The organism is Arcanobacterium pluranimalium, from assembly GCF_016907845.1.
Lineage (GTDB): Bacteria > Actinomycetota > Actinomycetes > Actinomycetales > Actinomycetaceae > Arcanobacterium_A > Arcanobacterium_A pluranimalium.
Map to the genome: position 1 here is coordinate 1,185,913 of NZ_JAFBCS010000001.1, position 20,416 is coordinate 1,206,328.

20 protein-coding genes are annotated in these 20,416 nt (G+C 53.4%); 13 read left to right on the plus strand and 7 right to left on the minus strand.

What is annotated here, in order from left to right:
• Window positions 1-88: 88 nt before the first annotated feature.
• Genes hemL through hemE form a run of 6 tightly spaced genes read right to left on the minus strand, consistent with a single transcriptional unit; the run spans window position 89 to window position 7,004 of the window.
• Window positions 89-1,489, minus strand: coding sequence for a glutamate-1-semialdehyde 2,1-aminomutase (gene hemL / locus JOD55_RS05055; RefSeq protein ID WP_204398982.1), 1,401 nt, complete (start codon window positions 1,487-1,489; stop codon window positions 89-91).
• 49 nt (window positions 1,490-1,538) lie between these two features.
• Window positions 1,539-2,507, minus strand: a complete 969-nt coding sequence (gene hemB / locus JOD55_RS05060; RefSeq protein WP_204398983.1) for a porphobilinogen synthase — start codon at window positions 2,505-2,507, stop codon at window positions 1,539-1,541.
• Window positions 2,504-3,352 (minus strand): uroporphyrinogen-III synthase, encoded by an 849-nt coding sequence (locus tag JOD55_RS05065; RefSeq protein WP_204398984.1) that lies wholly within the window; start codon window positions 3,350-3,352, stop codon window positions 2,504-2,506. The genes hemB and JOD55_RS05065 overlap by 4 nt, the downstream gene beginning before the upstream one ends.
• Before the next feature lie 24 nt (window positions 3,353-3,376).
• On the minus strand, window positions 3,377-4,444 hold the full coding sequence (hemC, locus tag JOD55_RS05070; RefSeq protein ID WP_420827024.1) for a hydroxymethylbilane synthase: 1,068 nt from the start codon (window positions 4,442-4,444) through the stop codon (window positions 3,377-3,379).
• Complete coding sequence (locus JOD55_RS05075) at window positions 4,428-5,972, minus strand: protoporphyrinogen/coproporphyrinogen oxidase (RefSeq protein WP_204398986.1); 1,545 nt, start codon at window positions 5,970-5,972, stop codon at window positions 4,428-4,430. Before JOD55_RS05075 ends, hemC begins: the two co-directional genes overlap by 17 nt.
• A gap of 3 nt (window positions 5,973-5,975) precedes the next feature.
• Window positions 5,976-7,004, minus strand: a complete 1,029-nt coding sequence (hemE, locus tag JOD55_RS05080) for a uroporphyrinogen decarboxylase (protein ID WP_204398987.1) — start codon at window positions 7,002-7,004, stop codon at window positions 5,976-5,978.
• A 95-nt stretch (window positions 7,005-7,099) separates the two neighbouring features.
• Between hemE and JOD55_RS05085 the strand changes: the two genes are divergently transcribed.
• From JOD55_RS05085 to JOD55_RS05125, 9 genes are all read left to right on the plus strand, one after another.
• Window positions 7,100-8,422: a glutamyl-tRNA reductase gene (locus JOD55_RS05085; protein WP_204398988.1), complete on the plus strand. Its 1,323-nt coding sequence runs from the start codon at window positions 7,100-7,102 to the stop codon at window positions 8,420-8,422.
• The gene (locus JOD55_RS05090) at window positions 8,419-9,510 is read left to right on the plus strand and encodes a ferrochelatase (protein ID WP_204398989.1); all 1,092 of its coding nucleotides are present in this window, start codon (window positions 8,419-8,421) and stop codon (window positions 9,508-9,510) included. Before JOD55_RS05085 ends, JOD55_RS05090 begins: the two co-directional genes overlap by 4 nt.
• Window positions 9,503-10,252 (plus strand): hydrogen peroxide-dependent heme synthase, encoded by a 750-nt coding sequence (gene hemQ, locus JOD55_RS05095; protein WP_204398990.1) that lies wholly within the window; start codon window positions 9,503-9,505, stop codon window positions 10,250-10,252. The genes JOD55_RS05090 and hemQ overlap by 8 nt, the downstream gene beginning before the upstream one ends.
• A gap of 127 nt (window positions 10,253-10,379) precedes the next feature.
• Entirely contained in the window at window positions 10,380-11,957 is a 1,578-nt protein-coding gene (locus JOD55_RS05100; RefSeq protein ID WP_204398991.1) for an aspartate:alanine exchanger family transporter, read from the plus strand.
• A gap of 218 nt (window positions 11,958-12,175) precedes the next feature.
• Complete coding sequence (locus JOD55_RS05105) at window positions 12,176-12,457, plus strand: HU family DNA-binding protein (RefSeq protein ID WP_204398992.1); 282 nt, start codon at window positions 12,176-12,178, stop codon at window positions 12,455-12,457.
• A gap of 455 nt (window positions 12,458-12,912) precedes the next feature.
• Window positions 12,913-13,110, plus strand: coding sequence for a hypothetical protein (locus JOD55_RS05110; protein ID WP_204398993.1), 198 nt, complete (start codon window positions 12,913-12,915; stop codon window positions 13,108-13,110).
• Entirely contained in the window at window positions 13,094-13,870 is a 777-nt protein-coding gene (locus tag JOD55_RS05115; protein WP_204398994.1) for a hypothetical protein, read from the plus strand. The genes JOD55_RS05110 and JOD55_RS05115 overlap by 17 nt, the downstream gene beginning before the upstream one ends.
• Before the next feature lie 93 nt (window positions 13,871-13,963).
• Entirely contained in the window at window positions 13,964-14,305 is a 342-nt protein-coding gene (locus JOD55_RS05120) for a DUF3039 domain-containing protein (RefSeq protein ID WP_204398995.1), read from the plus strand.
• Window positions 14,302-16,083 (plus strand): DEAD/DEAH box helicase family protein, encoded by a 1,782-nt coding sequence (locus JOD55_RS05125; RefSeq protein WP_204398996.1) that lies wholly within the window; start codon window positions 14,302-14,304, stop codon window positions 16,081-16,083. Before JOD55_RS05120 ends, JOD55_RS05125 begins: the two co-directional genes overlap by 4 nt.
• 149 nt (window positions 16,084-16,232) lie before the next feature.
• On the opposite strand, the gene JOD55_RS05130 is transcribed toward JOD55_RS05125, so the two are convergent.
• On the minus strand, window positions 16,233-17,591 hold the full coding sequence (locus JOD55_RS05130) for a nicotinate phosphoribosyltransferase (RefSeq protein WP_204398997.1): 1,359 nt from the start codon (window positions 17,589-17,591) through the stop codon (window positions 16,233-16,235).
• 176 nt (window positions 17,592-17,767) lie between these two features.
• Between JOD55_RS05130 and clpS the strand changes: the two genes are divergently transcribed.
• The 4 genes from clpS to JOD55_RS05150 are packed head-to-tail and all read left to right on the plus strand — an operon-like array spanning window position 17,768 to window position 20,396.
• Window positions 17,768-18,058: an ATP-dependent Clp protease adapter ClpS gene (gene clpS, locus JOD55_RS05135; protein WP_338022251.1), complete on the plus strand. Its 291-nt coding sequence runs from the start codon at window positions 17,768-17,770 to the stop codon at window positions 18,056-18,058.
• Window positions 18,055-18,744: a DUF2017 family protein gene (locus JOD55_RS05140; protein ID WP_204398998.1), complete on the plus strand. Its 690-nt coding sequence runs from the start codon at window positions 18,055-18,057 to the stop codon at window positions 18,742-18,744. Before clpS ends, JOD55_RS05140 begins: the two co-directional genes overlap by 4 nt.
• A gap of 9 nt (window positions 18,745-18,753) precedes the next feature.
• A complete protein-coding gene (murI, locus tag JOD55_RS05145; RefSeq protein WP_204398999.1) occupies window positions 18,754-19,593 on the plus strand; it encodes a glutamate racemase in 840 nt (279 codons plus the stop codon).
• Entirely contained in the window at window positions 19,590-20,396 is an 807-nt protein-coding gene (locus tag JOD55_RS05150) for an MBL fold metallo-hydrolase (RefSeq protein WP_204399000.1), read from the plus strand. The genes murI and JOD55_RS05150 overlap by 4 nt, the downstream gene beginning before the upstream one ends.
• Window positions 20,397-20,416 lie beyond the last annotated feature (20 nt).

The window sequence follows — 20,416 nt, forward strand, 5'->3', positions numbered from 1 at the left end:
ACCACCCCAGACCACATTAAGCACCAGCAGAAGCGGCGTTCGATCGTGCCATATTAGCGAAGTGAGAAGCCTAATGGCAGGTAGTGATCTAGCTCAGAGTTTTCTTGAGTTCAGAAATTGCTCTTGGCAAAGCTGCCACAATTCTATCCACATGATCTTCATTGTGAGCTGCGGATACGAACCAAGATTCAAATGCAGATGGTGGCAGCATTATTCCCGCATCTAACATGGCGTGGAAGAACGCACGATAGGCTGCCACATTCTGCTGCTGTGCCTGTTCATAGTTAATAACCCCTTGATGTGCAGGCTCTTGACCAAAGAACACACTGAAAAGATTCGAAGCTCTATTGATAACAAAGGGCACGCCAGCCTCGGTAAAAGCGCTGTGCAAGGCAGCAATGAGCGTATCGGCAATTGCGTCGATATACCGATAAACCTGCTGATCAGCAAGTTGAAGAGTGGTTAGACCAGCTGCCGTTGCCAGCGGATTACCAGACAGCGTACCGGCCTGATACACCGGCCCTAATGGAGCCAAATACTCCATCACCTGCGCCGATCCTCCAAGTGCGGCCAGTGGCATTCCACCACCTACCACTTTCCCAAAAGTGAAAATATCAGGAGTGTACGAAACACTAGCCAATTCGCTGTCAATCCAAGCACGACGCGCCTTTGCCCCAATCTTTGCAGCATCAGGCAGCGCAAGATCGCGATCGTGGGCGCGCAAACCAACTTCAAAACCCCAATAACCCGATTCTGAACACCTAAATCCAGTGAGCACTTCGTCCATAATCATCAAAGCGCCCGCACGTTCAGTTTCTTGCCGTATCACCATATTAAAATCATCAACTGGCGGTACCACGCCCATATTAGCTGGTGAGGCCTCAGTAATGACTGCCGCGATCTCACTGCCACGCAATGTGAAAGCTTCACGCAAGGCATCGGCGTCGTTATACGGAAGAACAATCGTATCGGCAGCAGTACCAGCGGTAACACCGGCCGAACCCGGAAGCCCCTGGGTTGCAACACCGGAACCAGCGGCAGCGAGCAAAGCATCAGAATGCCCGTGGTAACAGCCAGCAAACTTAACAATAAGATTGCGTCCAGTAACTCCCCGAGCCAAGCGAATCGCCGTCATCGTCGCTTCCGTGCCGGTAGACACAAATCGAACCTGCTCAGCAGCAGGAACGCGCTCAGTGACTGCATTAGCTAAATCAGTCTCCCGATCAGTAGGCGCACCGAAACTCAAACCGTGGCTCGCTGCCTCTTGAACTGCTCCAATCACGGCCGGATGAGCATGCCCCAAGAGCGAAGGACCCCAAGTGCACACCAAATCCACGTACTCGCGTCCCTCATTATCGCGCACAAATGCTCCATAAGCATCGGTAATAAAACGCGGATCGCCGCCAACTGAGCCGAAAGCCCGCACAGGAGAATTTACGCCGCCGGGAATGGCGATGCTGGCTCGTTGAAAGGAATCGTGGGAACTCATAACAGTCTCTCTAACTCGTAATCTAGGCTCAATAACTGCAAAAAAGTCGCTAAGAACGCCGAGAATATTCTAATGCCCAATACGTTAAAATCACATCTGCCCCAGCCCGAGCAATCGACACAAGCGACTCGGCAATCGCCTGCTCACGATTGATCCATCCGTTGCGAGCAGCGGCCTCAATCATCGCATACTCGCCGCTCACCTGGTATGCGGCGACTGGAATATTAACGGCAGCCGCAACGTCGGCTACCACGTCGAGATAGTGGCTGGCGGGCTTGACCATCACAATATCGGCTCCTTGCGCGACATCAAGCAGAGCTTCGCGCACGCCCTCTTTGCGATTAGCGGGGTCTTGCTGGTAAGTCTTGCGATCCCCGCACAACGTTGAGCCTACAGCCTCACGGAATGGACCAAAGAATGCCGAAGCATATTTAGCTGAATACGCCATAATCGACACGTCAGTGTATCCGTTCTCGTCGAGAGCGGTACGGATATACTCAACCTGCCCATCCATCATTCCCGATGGGCTGACCATATGCGCCCCCGCAGCAGCTTGCGACGTCGCCATCTTCGCATACAACTCAAGCGTTGTGTCGTTGTCCACTACACCGTCGTCGCGAATAACGCCGCAGTGCCCGTGGCTCGTGAACTCGTCCAAACAGGTATCTGCGCAGATCACGAGCTGATCGCCAACTTCTTCGCGTACGGCAGCGATAGCCCGATTCAAAATCCCGTCTGTAGTCCAGGCCTGCGAACCGCTTGCATCTTTACGCGCCTGATCTGGCACACCAAACAAGTCGATACCGCCGACCCCAGCTTCAACAAGCTCACAAGCCAGAGCTCGGATGGAATCGAGCGTGTGCTGGAACTGCCCAGGCATTGCCTGAATCGCTACGGGTTCGGTGATTCCTTCCCGCACGAAAGCCGGGTAAATGAGCTGCTGGGGGAGCACATGCGTTTCGGCAACCAGTGCTCGCATCGCTGTAGTAGCACGAAGACGACGGGGACGATCTTTCATTTCTTCACTTCCTTTGTGTTGGAGGTATTACAGCACTGCAAGCGCGCCGACATCGAGACTCGCTGGTGCAATACCGAAAAATCTGAGCTTCCTAAAGCAGTTTTTAGCGCAGTGAGCACGCCTTGAGCATCGGGCGAGGGCGCCACTCCCACAACGCGCAATCCGACGCTTTGGCAGTCACTCGCAGTTTGCTCGCCGAGAGCGACGACGGGCGCAGCGCGGCCGATCTCCCGATCTGTGACTGCTGCATGCAGCTGGGCATATGCACAGGCGGCAGATCCGGACGTCATTACGATAAGATCCGCGCCGAAATACTCTTTAGGCAGCTCAGTAAGGGTGCGTGGTCGATACACAGGAGTTGTAATGACTTCGAACCCCGCCGTTTGCAAGCCTTTTCTGAGTGCGGGCTTTGCTAGTTCTGATCCGGGCAACCACACTGGAAGTGAGGCTTCATCTGCTGTTTGCGCAGGTAAACTTAAGAAAATATCCAACAAATCTCGGGCAGTGTCTTGGCTCGGAATGGCCAAGCTAATGCCATATTTGGCCAATTCTTCCTCAGTGCGTCTGCCCACACAAGCAAAGTGGGTGCCACCAAGAAAAACCTGCTGAAGCATTGCGCGCTTCCCACCAGCCATAAGTTGAATTGTGCGAGCAGAAGTGATGAAAACCCAGCTCAGTTTGGTGTTGGGAATTTCGAAATCAATTGGCTCAAAGCGGGTCAACCCTGCATGCGCCACCGTAAAATCTGTATTTGCAGTGCTAGGCGTCGGCAGCTGCACCTCTTGCAGCAGTTGCTTAAACTCTTGCGCTAAGCGCCCCGAATCTTGACTCACAACGATTTTCATATTCCGATAATTCCAACTGGGCATCTAGTCGTGCACCGAAACGTCGGCGCCGTCGTCATTCGGACCTGAAATACCCGGGCGCCACAGCAACTCGGCGTCGTGCACGCCATCCATCCCGCGCGTCTTACTTGCCTGCAGATCAGTAATATCTGCGGCGCCTTGCTGCAAGAGCGACGACGCCGCCCGCAAGCCAAACTCGCGAGCTGCAGTATCGCGTTCCACGATCGTCGCCAAGTCTGATATAGCAGGCAGCGGCAACGTAACGCTCACGTGTTTGTGACCGTCGGAAGAGAACACCGCAGTCCTCAACGAGGAATCGTCACAGTGAACACCAACTGGTGCAGCGCAACCAGCTTGTAAACCCTCCAACACCGCACGCTCGGCAACAGCGGCAAATCGGGCATGAGGATCATCTAAGTTCGCTAGTGCTTGCGCTAGCTCAGATTCAGAATTCCACGGCGCATCGGTATTCCTGCACTCCACAGCAAGTCGTCCTTGCGCAGCAGCAGGTAAAATAGTCAGATGCTCAGTGATCGCGTCGGTTATTCCAAGGCGATCGAGGCCAGCATAAGCCAGCACGACGGCGTCTAAATCCCCAGGCACAATGCGTGAGTGGCCTTTTACCCGTGCAAGCCTTGTGCCGATATTTCCCCGAATATCTACCAGACGCAGATCTGGGCGAAGAGTGCGAATCTGCGCAGCTCGACGCGGCGATCCAGTGCCCACAGTTGCACCTGCTGGAAGAGAAGCGAGCGTTAAACCATCGCGCGCGCACAACACATCATGCGATGCCACCCCCGATGGTACTGCGGCAATGCTGAGTCCCGGTACAGGAGCAGTTGGCAGGTCTTTGAAGCTATGAACTGCAATATCGCACGATCCATCCAAAAGTGCGCAGCGCAGAGCCGCAGCAAAAACGCCAACTCCACCTAACTGAGCCAGGGAGCTTGCAGATTCATCACCATGAGTTTTGACGATTTGAAGTTCCACCTCAAGGCCTTGTTCGCGCAAGGATTGCGCCACCATTTCCGACTGAGTGCGGGCAAGTTCGCTCCCGCGCGTGCCTAAACGAATTTTAGTCAATGCTCTCACCAATCTCGTATGCGTGCGGAATCACTGATCCAAGGCCGGTTCCCGCAATCCATGCTCCAGTGAGGTATAGGCCAGGAACTTTTTGCACGTTTTGCATTAAGAACTCCACGTTTTGCTTGTGTTCAGGGCTGTGGGCGATCAAGGCCGGACCCCATTCGATAATTCTGCCCTCAATGAGAGCATGTGGCGTAATTGTGAAACCAAATAGGGCACTGGCATCGCGAAGTGCCTGGTCAATTGTAGGCTCAGGTATGGATTCGCCTGGGCGACCGTAGGAGAGGCGAACCAGATGTGAGTGTGAGCCGTGTAAACGTGTGAGTGCCTCACCAGCCCACGGCCATTTCACTGAATAATGCGTGAGCGCTTTAACCGGCAACGTTGAGCCGGGTCGCACCAAAACGCCCGAGCCAAGGGGTGCGGCGTCAAGTTTTTCATCGTTAAGTGCCAAAATGACGGTTGTGATTGGCGCGCCTTGTGTGATCTCCCAATGCGCAATATCAGGTTGCACGGTGTAACTGCTGTGCCCGTTGTCCCTGCTGTTGTTGTTGCGGTCATCGTGCGACTCGCCGCCGTTGTCCCTGCTGCTGCCATCGTTGCTGTCATTGTGCCCGTTGAGCAAATCAACTAAGGGGAGCACTAATGGTAAAGCGTGTGGCCCATCCAAGGCCATGACGAGCCGTTTTGCGAAAATCGCTTCTTCGGTGCCTGGGTAAGGTCTTGGATTCTTTTTATCGCCATCACTGCGAGCAAGCAGGATTCCAAATTTGGCGTCCTCGCTGCTCAGTGAATCTTCGCGGGCAATGTCGATTGCCATATACCCGGTGAGAATTGATACACCTAGAGTGGTCAGGCGGTCAATTAACGCTGTAACGAGCGCGTTGATGCCACCAACCGGTTGGGCGATGCTCGATTTTTCTTCAGCACGCAGCACATGCACTGCTGCAATGAGTGACCCCTTGCTGAGCAGCGCCGCGCGCAGCCCAGGTGCTACCGCGTCCAGATCGAGTTCATCGGGGCTAGAACCGTGGATTGCGCCAGCAACGGGCGCCACTAATTTTCTCAGCGCAGCCTCACCGAGTCGCACCCTCACCAGCTGCGCTAAGGAATGTGCCTGCGCGCCAAATGTGGGATCTGCGCCGTCAAGTTGGCGTGCTTCGTCAAGCTCAGCCAGGCTGAGCACACTCAGCGCTGGATCGTCCCAACTGCTGGGAATACCCCAGATGCCGTGAGCGATAGGTGAGGCTCCGTCGTCGTCCCACACCCATGAACTACCTGCAGGATCGCGAACTTCTAGCCCGAGCTCGGCGCAGAGCTCAAGAATTTTCGTACTGCGCACCGTGAACGACTCGGCACCCAAATCGAAGCGCGCGCCAGCAATAGTCCCACCTGCGGCGAGACCACCAAGACTTGTGCGAGCTTCAACCACCGTGGAGATTATTCCGCGTTTTGCTAAAGCGTATGCCGTGGTAAGACCCGCTATCCCGCCGCCGATGATCACTGTGTTGTGGATGACCGCTGTGTCGTGCATGATTCAGCTTTCGTGAACTTTGGCAACAAGGCGCGTGAGAACATCCGGATCGGCGTCTTTGGGCACCCCATGGCCGAGATTGACGATGTGAGCGTCTGCTGCTTGACCAGCCGCCAGGATCGCATCAACGTGTGGGTCGAGGATCTCGGGTGAGCAGGCCAATAATGCAGGATCGATATTACCCTGCACTACCAGCGGGTTAGTGCTGCCTGAAACCTGCTGTGCCCTGCGCAAGCGCACGATAGCTTCACTCAAATCGGTGCGGTAATCGATCCCCACACAATTAGTGTGGAGCGCAAAATCCTCGAGCATTGACGCAGTGCCGAGTCCGAAATGGATGGAGGGCACGGTGAAGTTGTGGCCTAGGATTAGGGCAGACGACGGGGCGCAGTAACGCACGTAGTCGCCTCTCGAGAGCGATCCAGCCCAAGAATCAAAGAGCTGAAAGGCTCGCGCTCCGCCCTCTATCTGCGCTTTTAGGAATTCTATCGAGATTTTGGCACACCAGTTGGCAAGCGCGAACCAGGATTCGGGATCGGAATGCATGAGAGTGCGTGCGGCGAGATGATCTCGTGAGGGTTTTCCCTCGACGAGGTATGCTGCTAGGGTGAATGGTGCACCTGCAAAAGCGAGCACAGGTACATCCAGCTCAGCGCAGGCCATTTTTACACCAGCGGTGATAGCGCTCGCATCGCCTGGTTCGTGCGCGATTAATTCTTGAATATCAGCGGCACTTCGGTAGGCTTTCTCCATCACCGGACCGACGCCCGGTTTGATTTCAACTCCGACTCCCGAAAGCTTGAGCGGGACAGTGATGTCGCTAAAATAAACCGCCGCATCAACGCCGTGCCGACGCACAGGTTGAGCGGTGATCTCGGCAGCGAGTTCAGGAATTAAACACGACTCAAGCATGCTAGTTCCAGCTCGGACTTTTCGGTATTCTGGCAACGATCGTCCGGCTTGACGCATAAACCATACTGGCGTAATTTCCGGGCGTTTTCCGGCGAGTGCTGAGAGGAAATTTGAAGTCACAAAACTATTGTCTCAGACATTCATTACAAGCGGGTAATCTAGAGGGTGTAATCTAAAATTGAGATGTTCGAATTTATCTGTTTGAATGGATTGCTGTGGGAATAGTTAGTGCATCGGTGCGTCACAATATACATGGACTTTCGCAAGTGGCGGAGGTTTCGCGCCAACTCGACAGCATCTCCCAACGGCTTCTCAACCATGATTGTATTGATGCGGTTGTAGTACTCAGTACGTGCAATCGGGTAGACGTTTATGCCGATAGTGCTAAAAGCGCAGCCATTGCAGATATTGAAGCCGCAATTGCGCACGAACTCAATGCTCAGCCGAGTTTTTTGCACGGAAAAGCCGCCATTGAGCATATCTTTGGGGTGGCCGCTGGGCTAGATTCGATGGTGATCGGGGAACGAGAGATTAGCGGGCAATTGCGCCGGGCTCACCGTCAGGCCGTCAAAACGCACACCACTAATGCTGATCTTTCTCGAGTTATTGACTGTGCGTTGCGCACTTCGCGAAGAGTTGCCCACAGCACTGGGCTGTCCGGCACCGGGCGCTCAATCGTCTCACTCGCATTAGACTGCGTATCGACTACCTGGGAAGATGCGCCTCACAAAGCTCAGGTTCTGCTCATTGGTACTGGTGCGTACGCTGGCGCCACAGTGGCTCAGTTGCGAGGACGCCAGATTGAACAAATCAGCGTCTATTCACAGTCAGGACGCGCACGTGCCTTTGCTCAAGCGCATGAGTTGACGCCAGTTGACGACGACGCATTCGTTGCGGCCTTAGCGAACTCGGACATCGTCGTCGCCTGTCGTGGACTGGGTAACCCGATTATCACCGCAGACTTGGTAAACCAAGTTCTGCCATTGCGCACTACGGAACTCGTTATTTTGGATTTGGCCCTGCAAACGGACGTGCAAAGCGAGGTAGGTAAACTTCGCGGGGTTCGTTTAATCACTTTGGAAAATATTCAGGCATTGGCGCCAGAAGCTGCCCAAACGCATGTTCAGCGCGCTCGCGAACTCATTCAGCGAGGTGTTGAAGAAGTGATAGCACAGATTGATTCACGGCGAATCGACCCGGTGGTGGTAGCGTTTCGCGAGCACATCACTGATTTGTGCACTGGGGAAGTAGAGCGTTTGCCGGAAAAAGAGACTTTCACAAAGGAAGAAGTGGCACGCGCATTGGGGCATTTTGCCTCACGTATTGCCCATACTCCTACGGTCTTGGCGCGCCAAGCAGCGGAAATGGGTAATGATTGGGAGTATGTGCGGGCCCTTCATTCCGTGCTCGGCATTGACGTTTCACAAGCTGCACGGGAAGCCAATATTCGCCCTGCTGAAATTGCTTCTGGTGGGAAATGCCCACTCTCGGCTTTCTTGAACAGAGACACGAGTTTAGGAGAGAGCGCATCGGCATGAATTTTGACGCGATAATGCTCTGTAGCTACGGCGGGCCGCGCGGGATGGACGACGTCCTACCTTTCATGCGCAATGCCACTCGCGGCCGAGGTGTGCCTGATGAGCGGCTTATACAGGTGAGCGGGCATTATAAGCTCTTTAATGGTGTGAGTCCGATTAATGCGCGAAATGAGGAGCTGCGAGCCGCGATTGCCCAGCGTGTTGAGGTGCCCGTGGTGATTGGGAACCGGAATTGGTCGCCGTATTTTGTACAGACCTTGGCTGAGCTCGATCAGCGCGGACTACATCGAGTTTTGTGTGTGTTTACCTCGGCTTTTGCCTCATATTCGGGCTGCAGACAGTACCGCGAGGATATTGCGGCGGCAGTTATTGAGATTGGAGCGCAAGATCGCTTTCAACTCTTCAAGATTCCTCCGTATTACGAGGCAGACGGTTTTCTTGCAGCGAATGTGTCCGCTGCGTATGCGGCAATGGAGGGCGACGACGACGCGCACCTTCTCCTCGTGACGCATTCGATTCCGGTGGTTATGAACGAAAATTCTGGACCGGCGTCGGCGAAGAAAACCTACCTTGAGCAGCACCGCGCACTCGGGCAGAAACTTTGTAGTGAACTGAGCGAGAAACTCGGTAGAAAAATCGATTGTGACCTTGCATTTTGTTCTCGATCGGGGCCTGCGCATCAAAAATGGCTCGAACCAGATATTAACGATCGGTTACATGAGTTGAGTGAGCAGGGCGTTCGTTCGGTGGTGGTGCTGCCGTTTGGCTTCATCACAGACCATATGGAAGTGGTGTATGACCTCGACACCGAAGCGCGAAATACTGCCGCTGAGCTGGGGATGCGGTTTCAACGGGCGGCAACCGCTGGTACGAACGTCGATTTTGTAGATTCGCTGGTGAAGCTTATTAATGGCGCTGCAGAGCGAGTTAATACCGCGCAGCGCGGTGAGCAGCAAAGAGGAGAAGTGTCGTGGCCTGCGCATTGCGAGACGAACTGCTGTTTGCCCTGCGACGGATACCAGTTGCGCGCAACCGAATTTGACCAAATATCAGCACCAGATCCACGAGAACGGAAGAATCATGTCTGATTTAGCTCACCCGAATGCCCACAAGCCAGCCTATGTGCGCGATCCGCGCGATGCAGCAGGAATAGACCCTGACGAAGTGAATGCGGCAAGCAACTTCTCTTTGCAAGCCGTCTTTCGCACGGCGAAACCGCTTCCGGCCGCTGAGCTTGATGATTTTGTGTCTGATCTGGAAACGGATTTGGAGCGCACCGGTGTTGAGATTCGCGGCTGGTACGATATTGGCGGCTTCCGTGCCGATGCCGATTTGATGGTGTGGGCCTTGGCGGACTCCACCGAAAAATTGCAAAACGCGTATCATGCCATCACCCAATCGAATCTTGGTCGGCTTCTTGAACCGGTATGGTCTGCCATGGCTGCACATATTGCTGCGGAGTTTAATCAGCGTCATTTACCTGCGTGTTTTGGTGGAGTGAAGCCGCGCCCATACGTGGCGATTTATCCCTTTAATCGATCGTGGGATTGGTATTATCTGCCTGCTACTCGTCGCTCGGCAATGCTTCGCGAACACGGTATGAATGGACGCGATCATCTTGACGTGCAGATATCTACCTTGGCTGCGTTCGCCTTAGGCGATTACGAATGGACGATTGCTTTGGAAGCGGACTCAATTGATCGAATCATGAGTGTACTGCGTAAACAGCGTGAGGCAGAAGCTCGTCTCTATGTGCGTGACGATACGCCGTTTTTCACCGGGCCGCGTGTGGAATTGAGGCAGTGGGCGAATAGACAGCCGCTCGACTGAGCGAATCTACCAGCGAAATCGCGGTATTTTTTCGAGAGAACGCGGCGATGAAGCGGGGCTGAGACCTCACTGATTCGCCTTGTATGAGCTGCCGGCATACCCTTATATAGTTGAATATTGTGGAAGGATGAGCGTGGCCGACATCATGCAAGCTTCGCCGTTGCTAACGGTGTTTTTGGTAGTTTCTCTCGGTGCAGCACTGGGGATTATCCCATTTGGGCCTATCAAACTTGGGGCAGCCGGTGCGCTGTTTATCGGCCTGTTCGTTGGCAATATCGTGCCTGAGCTGGGCGGGAAGTTGTCTCTGGTACAATCCCTCGGTTTGGGGCTTTTCGTTTACACCGTGGGTCTTTCAGCTGGTCAAACCTTTTTTGCTGATTTAAGACGCCAGGCGAAGCTGATGTTTGGGCTGGTGTTTGCGCTAGTGGTTGGGGCAGTGGCGACGATTTTCGGTGGAAAATTGCTCGGTGTTGCTCCAGATATGGCTGTTGGTGTTTTTGCTGGTTCGCTTACTACGACTCCGGCTCTAGCAGCGGCAACTCAAGCTACAGGTTCAAGCGTGCCGGGTGTGGGATACTCGCTGGGCTATCCCGTGGGCGTCGTGGTGGCTATCATCGCGGTCTCTATGGTGGTTTCACGCCGCTGGCCAGCTAAGAATGACGTTGAGTCTTTTGCTGGTAAATCGCTGTTTGCAGGGACGGCCCTTGTGCGTGAGTCGGTGTCGGTGCGCTCGGTTCCTGGCTGGAAAGAGCAGCGGATTCGCATCTCTTATTTGGAACGTGCGGGCGTGACTCGCGTTTTCGTTCCGGGCGAAGAGCTGCTGCAAGATGACCGTATCGTTATCGTCGGTATGAAAGACGACGTTGTCGCGGCGGCGAATGCTGTAGGCGAGTTTGTTGACGATCACCTTGCTGACAATCGTGCGAAAGTAGATTTTCGTTCTTTCGTGGTGTCATCTAAGGATATTGCAAGTAAAACTGTTGCGGCACTCAATATTACGGGTCGTTTTGGTGGCGTAATCACACGGATTCATCGCGGTGATTTGGAGCTGCTCGCCAAAGACAATTCGGTGATTGAGCTGGGAGATCGCTTGATGGTTGCTTTTCCACGTGAGGAGTATGACGCCGTTGAGCGCTTCTTTGGTAATTCGGAGCGGCAGATTTCCCAGATTGATGCGATTTCGATGGGACTGGGAATGGTGTTGGGGCTGCTCTTGGGCATGGTGGAGATTTCTTTGCCTAGCGGTGCTACTTTTAGTTTGGGTGCTGCGGCTGGTCCGCTCGTCGTGGGGACGATTCTCGGTGCTCTGCAAAAGACTGGGCCTTTGCTGTGGCAGATGCCGCTAGCTGCAAATCAGACCATTCGCCAGCTCGGACTGCTGCTCTTTTTGGCAGCTGTTGGGATTGCCTCGGGTCCGGCGTTTGCTAAGACTGCGTTTACTGAAACGGGTCTGCGATCTTTGGCGCTGGCATTTATTGTGGCTGTGGTGGTTTTGCTGGTATCAATGCTGGTGGGACGCTTTTTGGGTGTTTCTGCTCAGCGCACGGCTGGTGCGATGGCTGGGGTGCTCGGGCAGCCTGCGGTGCTTGCTTTTGCAGCGAGTAAAGAGAACGACGAGCGTATTGAATCGGGGTATGCCGCAATTTTCGCTCTCGGCATTACGGTGAAAATTATCCTAGTTACCGCGATTGTTGCATTTGCGTGACTTGACGATTTTTTGCGGGACATAGCCGATGAGCTGCGCTTTAATTCTGTTCATTTTGGCGTGAACAATGGTGCATTCTTGTGTGGAAGTGAGAGAAAAACGTGGCAAATTTGGCAACACGCAGCATAAATTGGTGTTTAGCCTAGGTTTTCAGTTAGATTTCTAGGTAGCGACTCAAATCGAGTCCGAAAAAATATCGTTTATTCGAGAGGAAAGCAATGTCCCTCAACCGTACTGAGCTTATTGCAAAGATTGCCGCTAAGGCAGAGATCACCAAGGCAGATGCTGACAAGGCAATCTCTGCTCTGCAGGCTGTGCTTGTTGATTCCCTCGCAAAGGGCGAAGCAGTGAAGATCACTGGTCTTATGTCCGTTGAGCGTACCGAGCGTGCAGCTCGCAAGGGTCGCAACCCACGCACTGGCGAAGAAATCGAGATCCCAGCAGGTTACGGCGTTAAGATCTCTGCTGGTTCCACCTTGAAGAAGGCTGTTACCAAGTGATCTTGCTGTTCAGTTTTAACATGAACTGAACATCAACATTGACTAACTGAGGTGTGGCTCCGATTGGATATCCAATCGGAGCCACACCTCTTATGCTGGGTCTTGATCTCAGTCGAGGTCTAGGTTGGGAGGTGCCTATGCCGGGGCGTGTCTGAGCGGTGATCACGCCGAGCCTAAGTCGTTCCTAAGCCGTGGTCGGGTCTTCACCTGAGCCAAGCGCAATCCTAATCAAGTCATGCCAAAGCCGAGCCTCCGCCTCAGTCCATCCGAGTTTTGGGGCGCTTTTGGCAACATCTCGACATATATCGACTAGTTGCCAAAACCGCCCCAAAATTTTGCAAAAGTGAGCGATCCTAGGTCACGATTCTTCAACCTAAATAAGACATTTCTCTTGAGTAACGACAATTTGAAAGCCTAGAATTTTGAAAAGGCTCGCTTGAGTATTGGAGGAATCAATGGTGAGATATCGTCGTGTTCGAGATTTCGGAATCCTCATGACTCTTACTGGGATTTTGTTGCTGCTCTTTTCGATTCAAGATTGGGCTACGCCGTGGAAAATAGCGGTGATTACTTTACTTCTCGGCATTGGAATCCTTGGTTATGCCTATCTATTCCTCAAAGGACGAGCTTTCGACGATGAAATTGATGAATGACAGCGATTGTAGGGAGCTATTTACCCAAGTTGGTTTGCAAGTGCAGGGCTGCTTTCCACGTAATACAAAGAATTCACGTAGAAGTACCGTTTTCCATATCAAACCGATCAACGACAACGTCTGGTGGCTTTGGCTAAAGATTTTCCATTCATCTTCCAAAGTAGGTTTCTCTATCCGTTGCCGTTATAAGGTACATGGTGCAGGCTACACATGTGTTGTGAAGATGTTCCACCGTGATGCTGGCAGCAAACAGCACTCGGCTCCGGGCACACAGCAAGTAACCGAACAATGCATGCGTGTATATGAAGAGCTAAATCATATTTTGTGGTGCATTGTGAACGAGCAAATCTATGTGCGCCGTGTAGACAAGAAGTTTTCTTTAGCTTTTCCAATGGCGCCTGGATCGGATAGCTTCGTTGTACAAACACGCACCTGGCGAAGCGTGTATGTCGATTTTTATCAGGATACATTCGAAGTTGTTGAAAGCGATCCGATGGAGTTGGGTTTTGAGCGGATTCTATTATTCAATCCGACGGAAGAAGACGTAGACGCTGGATCTGAGGTTGATCGTGATAGGAGCGCCGCCACATTCAAGAATGATGGTTTGCCCACGCCGCGGGCAGATCAAAAAAAGAAAGGATTTATTTTTGGCTCATATCGCCCAAAATCGTCAATCGCATTAGAAATTTTCTTGTTCTTTTGGTTGCTGTTGTGGATGATCATCTTGAAACCTTTTGTTGCCACACCCTTTTCAATGTAGGACTGGTCGTGCGTCAATGTGGGGTCGTCAATGTGGGATTGACCGCTCGCACGCCAGATGAATTTTTCAGATCCAACGCATTACACTTGAAGCATGAGTATTGACGATCCGTATTCCGCTCCACAGAGTCCGGGTGCTCCGCAAGGTCCAGACGCTGCGCAATCGGCTGGCACCCAATTACTCGAACGCACGGAAGAGCAACAAAGCCCTGGCGATAATGAGCGTTACGCCCATTACGTGCGTAAAGATCGGATCACTCAGTCAGCTGTTGAAGGCGGTCCTGTCGTTGCCCTATGTGGCAAAGTGTGGACGCCGATGCGTAACCCTGATCGATTCCCGGTATGCCCAACCTGCAAAGAGATATACAAGAATCTCAATGGTGGCGGATCCAACTCATGGCCATTTGGCCCCGACGCTCCAGGTGGTAGCCAGTGAGTGAGGCGGTAAAGCGCCACCACCAACCTCCACAATCAGTTTCAGTTTCCGCAGCCGAGAATCTCTCGCCGGCGTTCCCACAGCGTGCAGCGTGGGGAACTGCGGGTCACTTACGTGCGTGGCAGGCAGAAGCGCTCAATTTGTATTTGGAAAGCACTCCACGTGATTTTCTTGCAGTGGCAACGCCTGGAGCTGGTAAAACCACCTTCGCGCTGCGAATCGCAACCGAACTAAAGTCGCGTGGCCTAGTTTCGGAAATTACTGTGGTTTGCCCTACTGAGCACCTGAAATATCAGTGGGCCGAGGCTGCGGCGCGCGTCGGTTTACAACTCGACCCCGATTTTTCTAATTCTCAAATCGGCTTAGGCACCTCGTTCAACGGCGTGTGTCTAACCTACGCGCAGGTCGCTCGTGCCCCGATGTTCCACCGCCACCGCAGTTCGGCACAGTCCACGCTCGTTATTCTCGACGAAGTTCACCACGGCGGCGATAATCTATCGTGGGGCGATGCAATCCGGATTGCTTTTGACCCAGCTAAACACCGACTTTCGCTCACAGGCACGCCATTTCGTTCCGATACCGCGGCCATCCCGTTCGTTCAATACGAGCCAGATGGCGACGGCATCTACCGGTCTCGTTCCGATTACTCTTATGGCTATGCCGATGCTCTGCGCGACGGCGTCGTGCGTCCGGTGATGTTCATGTCGTATTCAGGGCAGATGCGCTGGAAGACGAAGCATGGCGACGTCGTCTCGGCCACGCTGGGTGAGCCCCTCACTAAAGATATGACCGCTCAAGCGTGGCGTACTGCGCTTGATCCGGCAGGCGAGTGGATCCAGCAAGTGCTTGCGGCCGCAGACGAGCGTCTGAGCGTCGTGCGTCAGAGCGTTCCCGACGCCGGTGGCCTGGTTATCGCCACGGACCACAAGACGGCGCGTGCTTACGCCCAGATTCTTGCTGCGGTTTCAGGCGAGCAGCCTGCGGTTATTCTCTCTGACGATCCAACGGCTTCAGATAGGATTGCTGAGTTTTCTCAAGGTACTTCTCGCTGGATGGTTGCCGTACGCATGGTGTCCGAGGGGGTGGACGTACCGCGTCTTTGTGTGGGGGTCTATGCGACGTCGACGGCGACACCGCTGTTCTTTGCGCAGGCTATTGGTCGTTTTGTGCGTGCGAGGAAGCGTGGGGAGACGGCGTCGGTATTCTTGCCATCGGTAGAGAATCTGCTTGGGCTCGCCGGCGAACTAGAGGCTCAACGTGACCATGCATTACAGCATGACCAGCCGGAAGAAGGTTGGGACGACGCCTCCCTTGAGCAGGCCCAGCGTGAAGAACGCGCCTCAGATGAGCTAGAAGGCGTGGGCTTCCAGGCTCTTTCAGCTGATGCCACGTTCGATCGAGTGGTCTATGACGGATCAGATTTTGGCATGTGGGCAGAAGTTGGCTCAGATGAAGAAGCGGACTTTCTTGGAATCCCTGGACTATTAGAGCCTGAGGAAGTGACGGAGTTGTTGCGATCTCGTCAGGCTTCACAGGCCAAGCAAGGCAAGGCGGATCCGGCAAGCAAACCGATGCTTGATTCGCGAAAGCGCAGGCAAAAACGGCAAGAGCTGTCAAAATTGGTCTCTGCTTACGCCTCAAAAACAGGCCGCCCGCACGCCTTGATTCACACGGATCTGCGCAAGGCATGCGGCGGTCCTGAAGTGGCTCGCGCCTCACTTGAGGAAGTGGAAGCGCGGATCACGAAGCTGCAAAACTGGTTTGTGGGACGCAAGTAGCTCATCGAACCGCAAGTAGCTCATCGAACCAGTTGCACCTGAGCGCACTGGTTACATTCCATCAAATCAGCAGTGCCTGAGCGCACTAGCTACATCACGTCAAGATATTCGCCCAAACTAGCGATATCCCGTCACACTAGCCGTCAAAATTAGTCGTCACCTTCGAAGATATCGATGAGCTTTGTTGGAATTCCAGGTTCCCCCTCGGACAATCGCCATGCGGCGTAAGGAAGCGCTGCCCGCGAATTGCGGTGGCGTTCAGCGGCAGCGGCAAGGGAATTAGCCTGCGTGTAGGTGGTGTTTACGACGCCCTCTTTCACAAACTGCACCTGCAGTGGCCGCGCGTCGTGCTCGGCGAGATATGCAAGCCCCTGTTCCCAAGACTGCGCTGAAACAACGAGCTCACCAGTTGCACGCCCGGTTTCATCGTGTGTGCGCCCTGCTACTTTCAAACCGCCGATGGATTGCTTGGCACTGGATTTTTTGGCCACTTCGTGCATGTTGCCGTGTGAATCTTCGCGCGCTACCAGCTTGTATACCATTTGCGCAGTGGGGTGGCCAGAGCCTGTTACAACTTTTGTTCCCACACCGTAAGAATCAACGGGCGCAGCATTGAGCGCAGCAATAGCGTATTCGTCAAGGTCAGAGGTTACGGTGATTTTGGTTGATGTGGCGCCAAGTTCGTCTAATTGCGCGCGCACTTGGAACGCCTGTGCCACCAAATCGCCAGAATCTAGGCGCACTGCCCCTAGTTCTCCACCTGCAGCGCGCGCTGCTTTCACCGCGCGTTCCACTCCGCGCGTCACATCGTACGTATCGACTAAAAGTGTGGTGTTCGTGCCCATAGTTGCGATCTGAGCTGCGAAAGCGTCGTCTTCGGAATCGTGTACGAGCGTGAAAGAGTGTGCCGAGGTACCAATGGTGTGAATTCCGTAGGAGCGTCCAGCTTCGAGGTTCGAGGTGCCAGTGAAGCCTCCGACGACGCACGCCCTAGCAGCAGCGACGGCCGCCATTTCGTGGGTGCGCCGGGATCCCATTTCAAGACACGGACGGTCGTGAGCAGCGATAGTGATGCGCGATGCAGCTGTGGCTACTGCCGAATCAAAGTTCAAAATGGATAGGAGAACGGTTTCGAGCAGCACACATTCGGCGAAAGTGCCCGTCACAGTCATTACTGGAGAGTGTGGAAAGTAGCATTCGCCTTCTGGATAGCCATAAATATTGCCGGTGAACTGGTAGTTTTCTAGCCATGCTAGCGTTTCCTCCGACACAATACGCGTCTCGCGCAGATAGTCGATTTCTTCACTCGAGAAGCGGAAGTTTTCAACTGCTTCGAGTGCACGTGCGGTGCCGGCCACAACTCCGTAGCGGCGATTTCCTGGAAGACGACGGCCAAACAGCTCAAAGACGGACTTCCGGTTCGCAGTTCCCGATTTGAGAGCGGAGTCAATCATCGTCAGTTCGTACATATCAGTGAGCAGCGCAGTGCTCATGTAAGAAGAATTCATAGTTTAACGTTAGCTGTGTGAGCAGATATTAGCCACATAAAATAGGTGAACGCCACAGAAACGTAGAATCACGTGGCATATTGCGGGTGTTGTTTTAGAATTTGAGAGTGTTTAGTTCATTCGCGTATGGAAATAATAATCATGAGGTACTGGTGAATAACCAGGAGCCTGAAACCATCGTGAGTGGAGACGCGCGTACTAGCTCGGAGGGAAGCGCAGATCCTGCTTCGGGTTGGGTGACTGTGATTCACAATGATCCAGTGAATCTCATGAGTTATGTGCAGTGGGTGTTCGAATCATATTTCGGTATGAGCCCTGACATTGCCCGAAAGAAGATGCTGCAAGTTCACCACCGTGGACGCAGCGTTGTTGCTGCTGGCGGCCGTGAACAGATGGAAAAAGACGCCCAGGCAATGCACGGTTTTGGTTTGTGGGCAACGATTGAACCGGAGATCAGCGCACCATGATGGCATTTCAAATTATTCGAGGTGGCTATTTAGCGCGCGCGAGTGAAGACGAACGGCAAATGCTTGGTGGTCTGGCTCGTGACCTCGTGTTTATGCTCGGTTCCGATATGGAGCACGAGATTGAAAAGCGCAGTCGTGATCTCAATGATGACGAGGATATTTTCGCTGCGTTCGAAGACGAGCTAAATGGCATTGCCGATATGGTGGAGGCCGAATTTGCCCAGCAAGACGACGCCGATTCCTCACTGTTTTTTGACGATGCCCTTTCGCGTTTGCTTCCAGATATGAGTGAAGATCCTGAGTTGGCCCGTGAGCTGCGCGCATTAACAGAAGAGTCGGTGAGCAGGCTCAAAATCGATCATCTCACCACGTTTTACCTCGGTATCTCTAAGGAACCCGAGAACAACGACATCGTCGTCGTGAAGAATGATGACGCCGTGGCCTGGATGGCGGCTTTGAACGATATTCGCCTGGTGCTCGCTTCACGGCTGGGAATTTTTGATGAAGAATCTGGCGATTCCGTTTATGAGCGGGCAACGCTGTTTACCACGCAGCGAGAAACTGCGCCGGAGGATCTGCCAGAAATCGAGACGCCAGAGGACATGATGACGGTGCTCTATGCCATGATCTCGTGGTGGCAAGATTCACTGGTACTTTCGGTTCGGAATAAAGCTTTGCGCGGTTAGAGTAACACTATGCACGATGCACCCATTGGTATTTTTGATTCTGGAGTTGGCGGGCTTACGGTTGCCCGTGCAATTATCGACCAGTTACCCCATGAATCGATCTCTTATATTGGGGATACAAAATATGCGCCTTATGGTCCACGCCCGCTCGCACAAGTACGCGAGTTGGCTTTGGACGTGATGGATCAGCTTGTCGAATCTGGTGTGAAGATGCTGGTGATTGCGTGTAATACGGCGTCGTCTGCGGTGTTGCGTGATGCCCGTGAGCGCTATACCGATTCTCGAGGTATTCCGGTTGTGGAGGTTATTCAACCTGCTGTGCGGCGTGCAGTGCGTTCTACGCGCAATAAACGCATTGGCGTGATCGGCACGCAGGCTACAATTTCTTCTCGGGCCTACGAAGACTCATTTGCTGCTGCCCCTGATCTCGAGCTTACGATGGTGGCGTGTCCACGATTTGTTGAATTTGTGGAGAACGGTATTACGAGCGGTTCGGAGTTGCTTGACGTTGCGCGCGATTACTTGGAACCGGTCAAAGAAGCGCATGTGGACACTCTCGTGCTGGGTTGCACGCATTACCCGCTGCTCACAGGTGTTATTTCTTATGTGATGGGCGACGGCGTTACCCTCGTTTCGTCCGCGGAAGAGACGGCGAAGGATGTTTATCGTCAGCTTGTAGCCAATGAACTCACTCGTGATAACAACGCTCCTGCGCCGCGTCACAGTTTTTCGACTACGGGTGACACACAGTACTTTGAGGTGCTTGCTAAACGTTTTTTGGGTCCAGAGGTTAATGCGGTGCATGGTGTGAATGTTCATGACGGCGAACCAATTGGAGGCGGCAAATGAAGCTGACGATTATTGGTTGTTCGGGGTCGATGTCTGGGAAACGTTCGGCGGCGTCGTCGTATCTGATTCAAGCGAAAGAACGCACCAGTGAGACGGATCGTGACTCAACCCGCACGTGGTCGGTGGTACTGGACTTCGGACCAGGAGCGATGGGGCAGTTGCTCAACTACTTGGACCCGGCCATGCTCGATTCGATCATTGCTTCTCATCTGCATGCTGATCATTTCGCCGATATCGTGGGCATGCAGGTATATCGACGCTGGTACCCTGAGGGAGCTTTAGCTCGGATTCCAGTTTATACACCGGGTGATGGAGTAGCTCGTACGCGTGGAATCGCTGATGATCCGGCCGACGAAGACTACGCTACGGAGTTCGACTTTGTGAAAGTTGGTGCGGGCACGGTGATTGAGCTCGGGCCAATGAAGATTGAGTTTTTTCAAGCTCACCACACGATTCCTGCGTTGAGCATCAGGATCACGGCGCCGTCGGAAGAAGATCCCAATAAGGACGTTGTATTCACATATTCGGGTGATACCGACACCTGCGAAGGCGTGATTGAAGCAGCTCGCGGAGCTAACCTGTTCTTGTGTGAGGCGGCATTTGAAGAGGGTCGTGATACCGTGCGTGGCGTACATATGACGGGTCTGCGAGCCGGTGAAGTAGCCCAAGAAGCGGGAGCTCAAAAGCTTTTGCTCACACATTTACAGCCGTGGACGAGCCGGGAAAAAACCAAGGCTGACGCGCAGCGCGCTTACGACGGCGAAGTGCACGTGGTGCAAGCAGGTGAAGAATACACTTTCTGATCGTTTTTAGATCAGGGTAG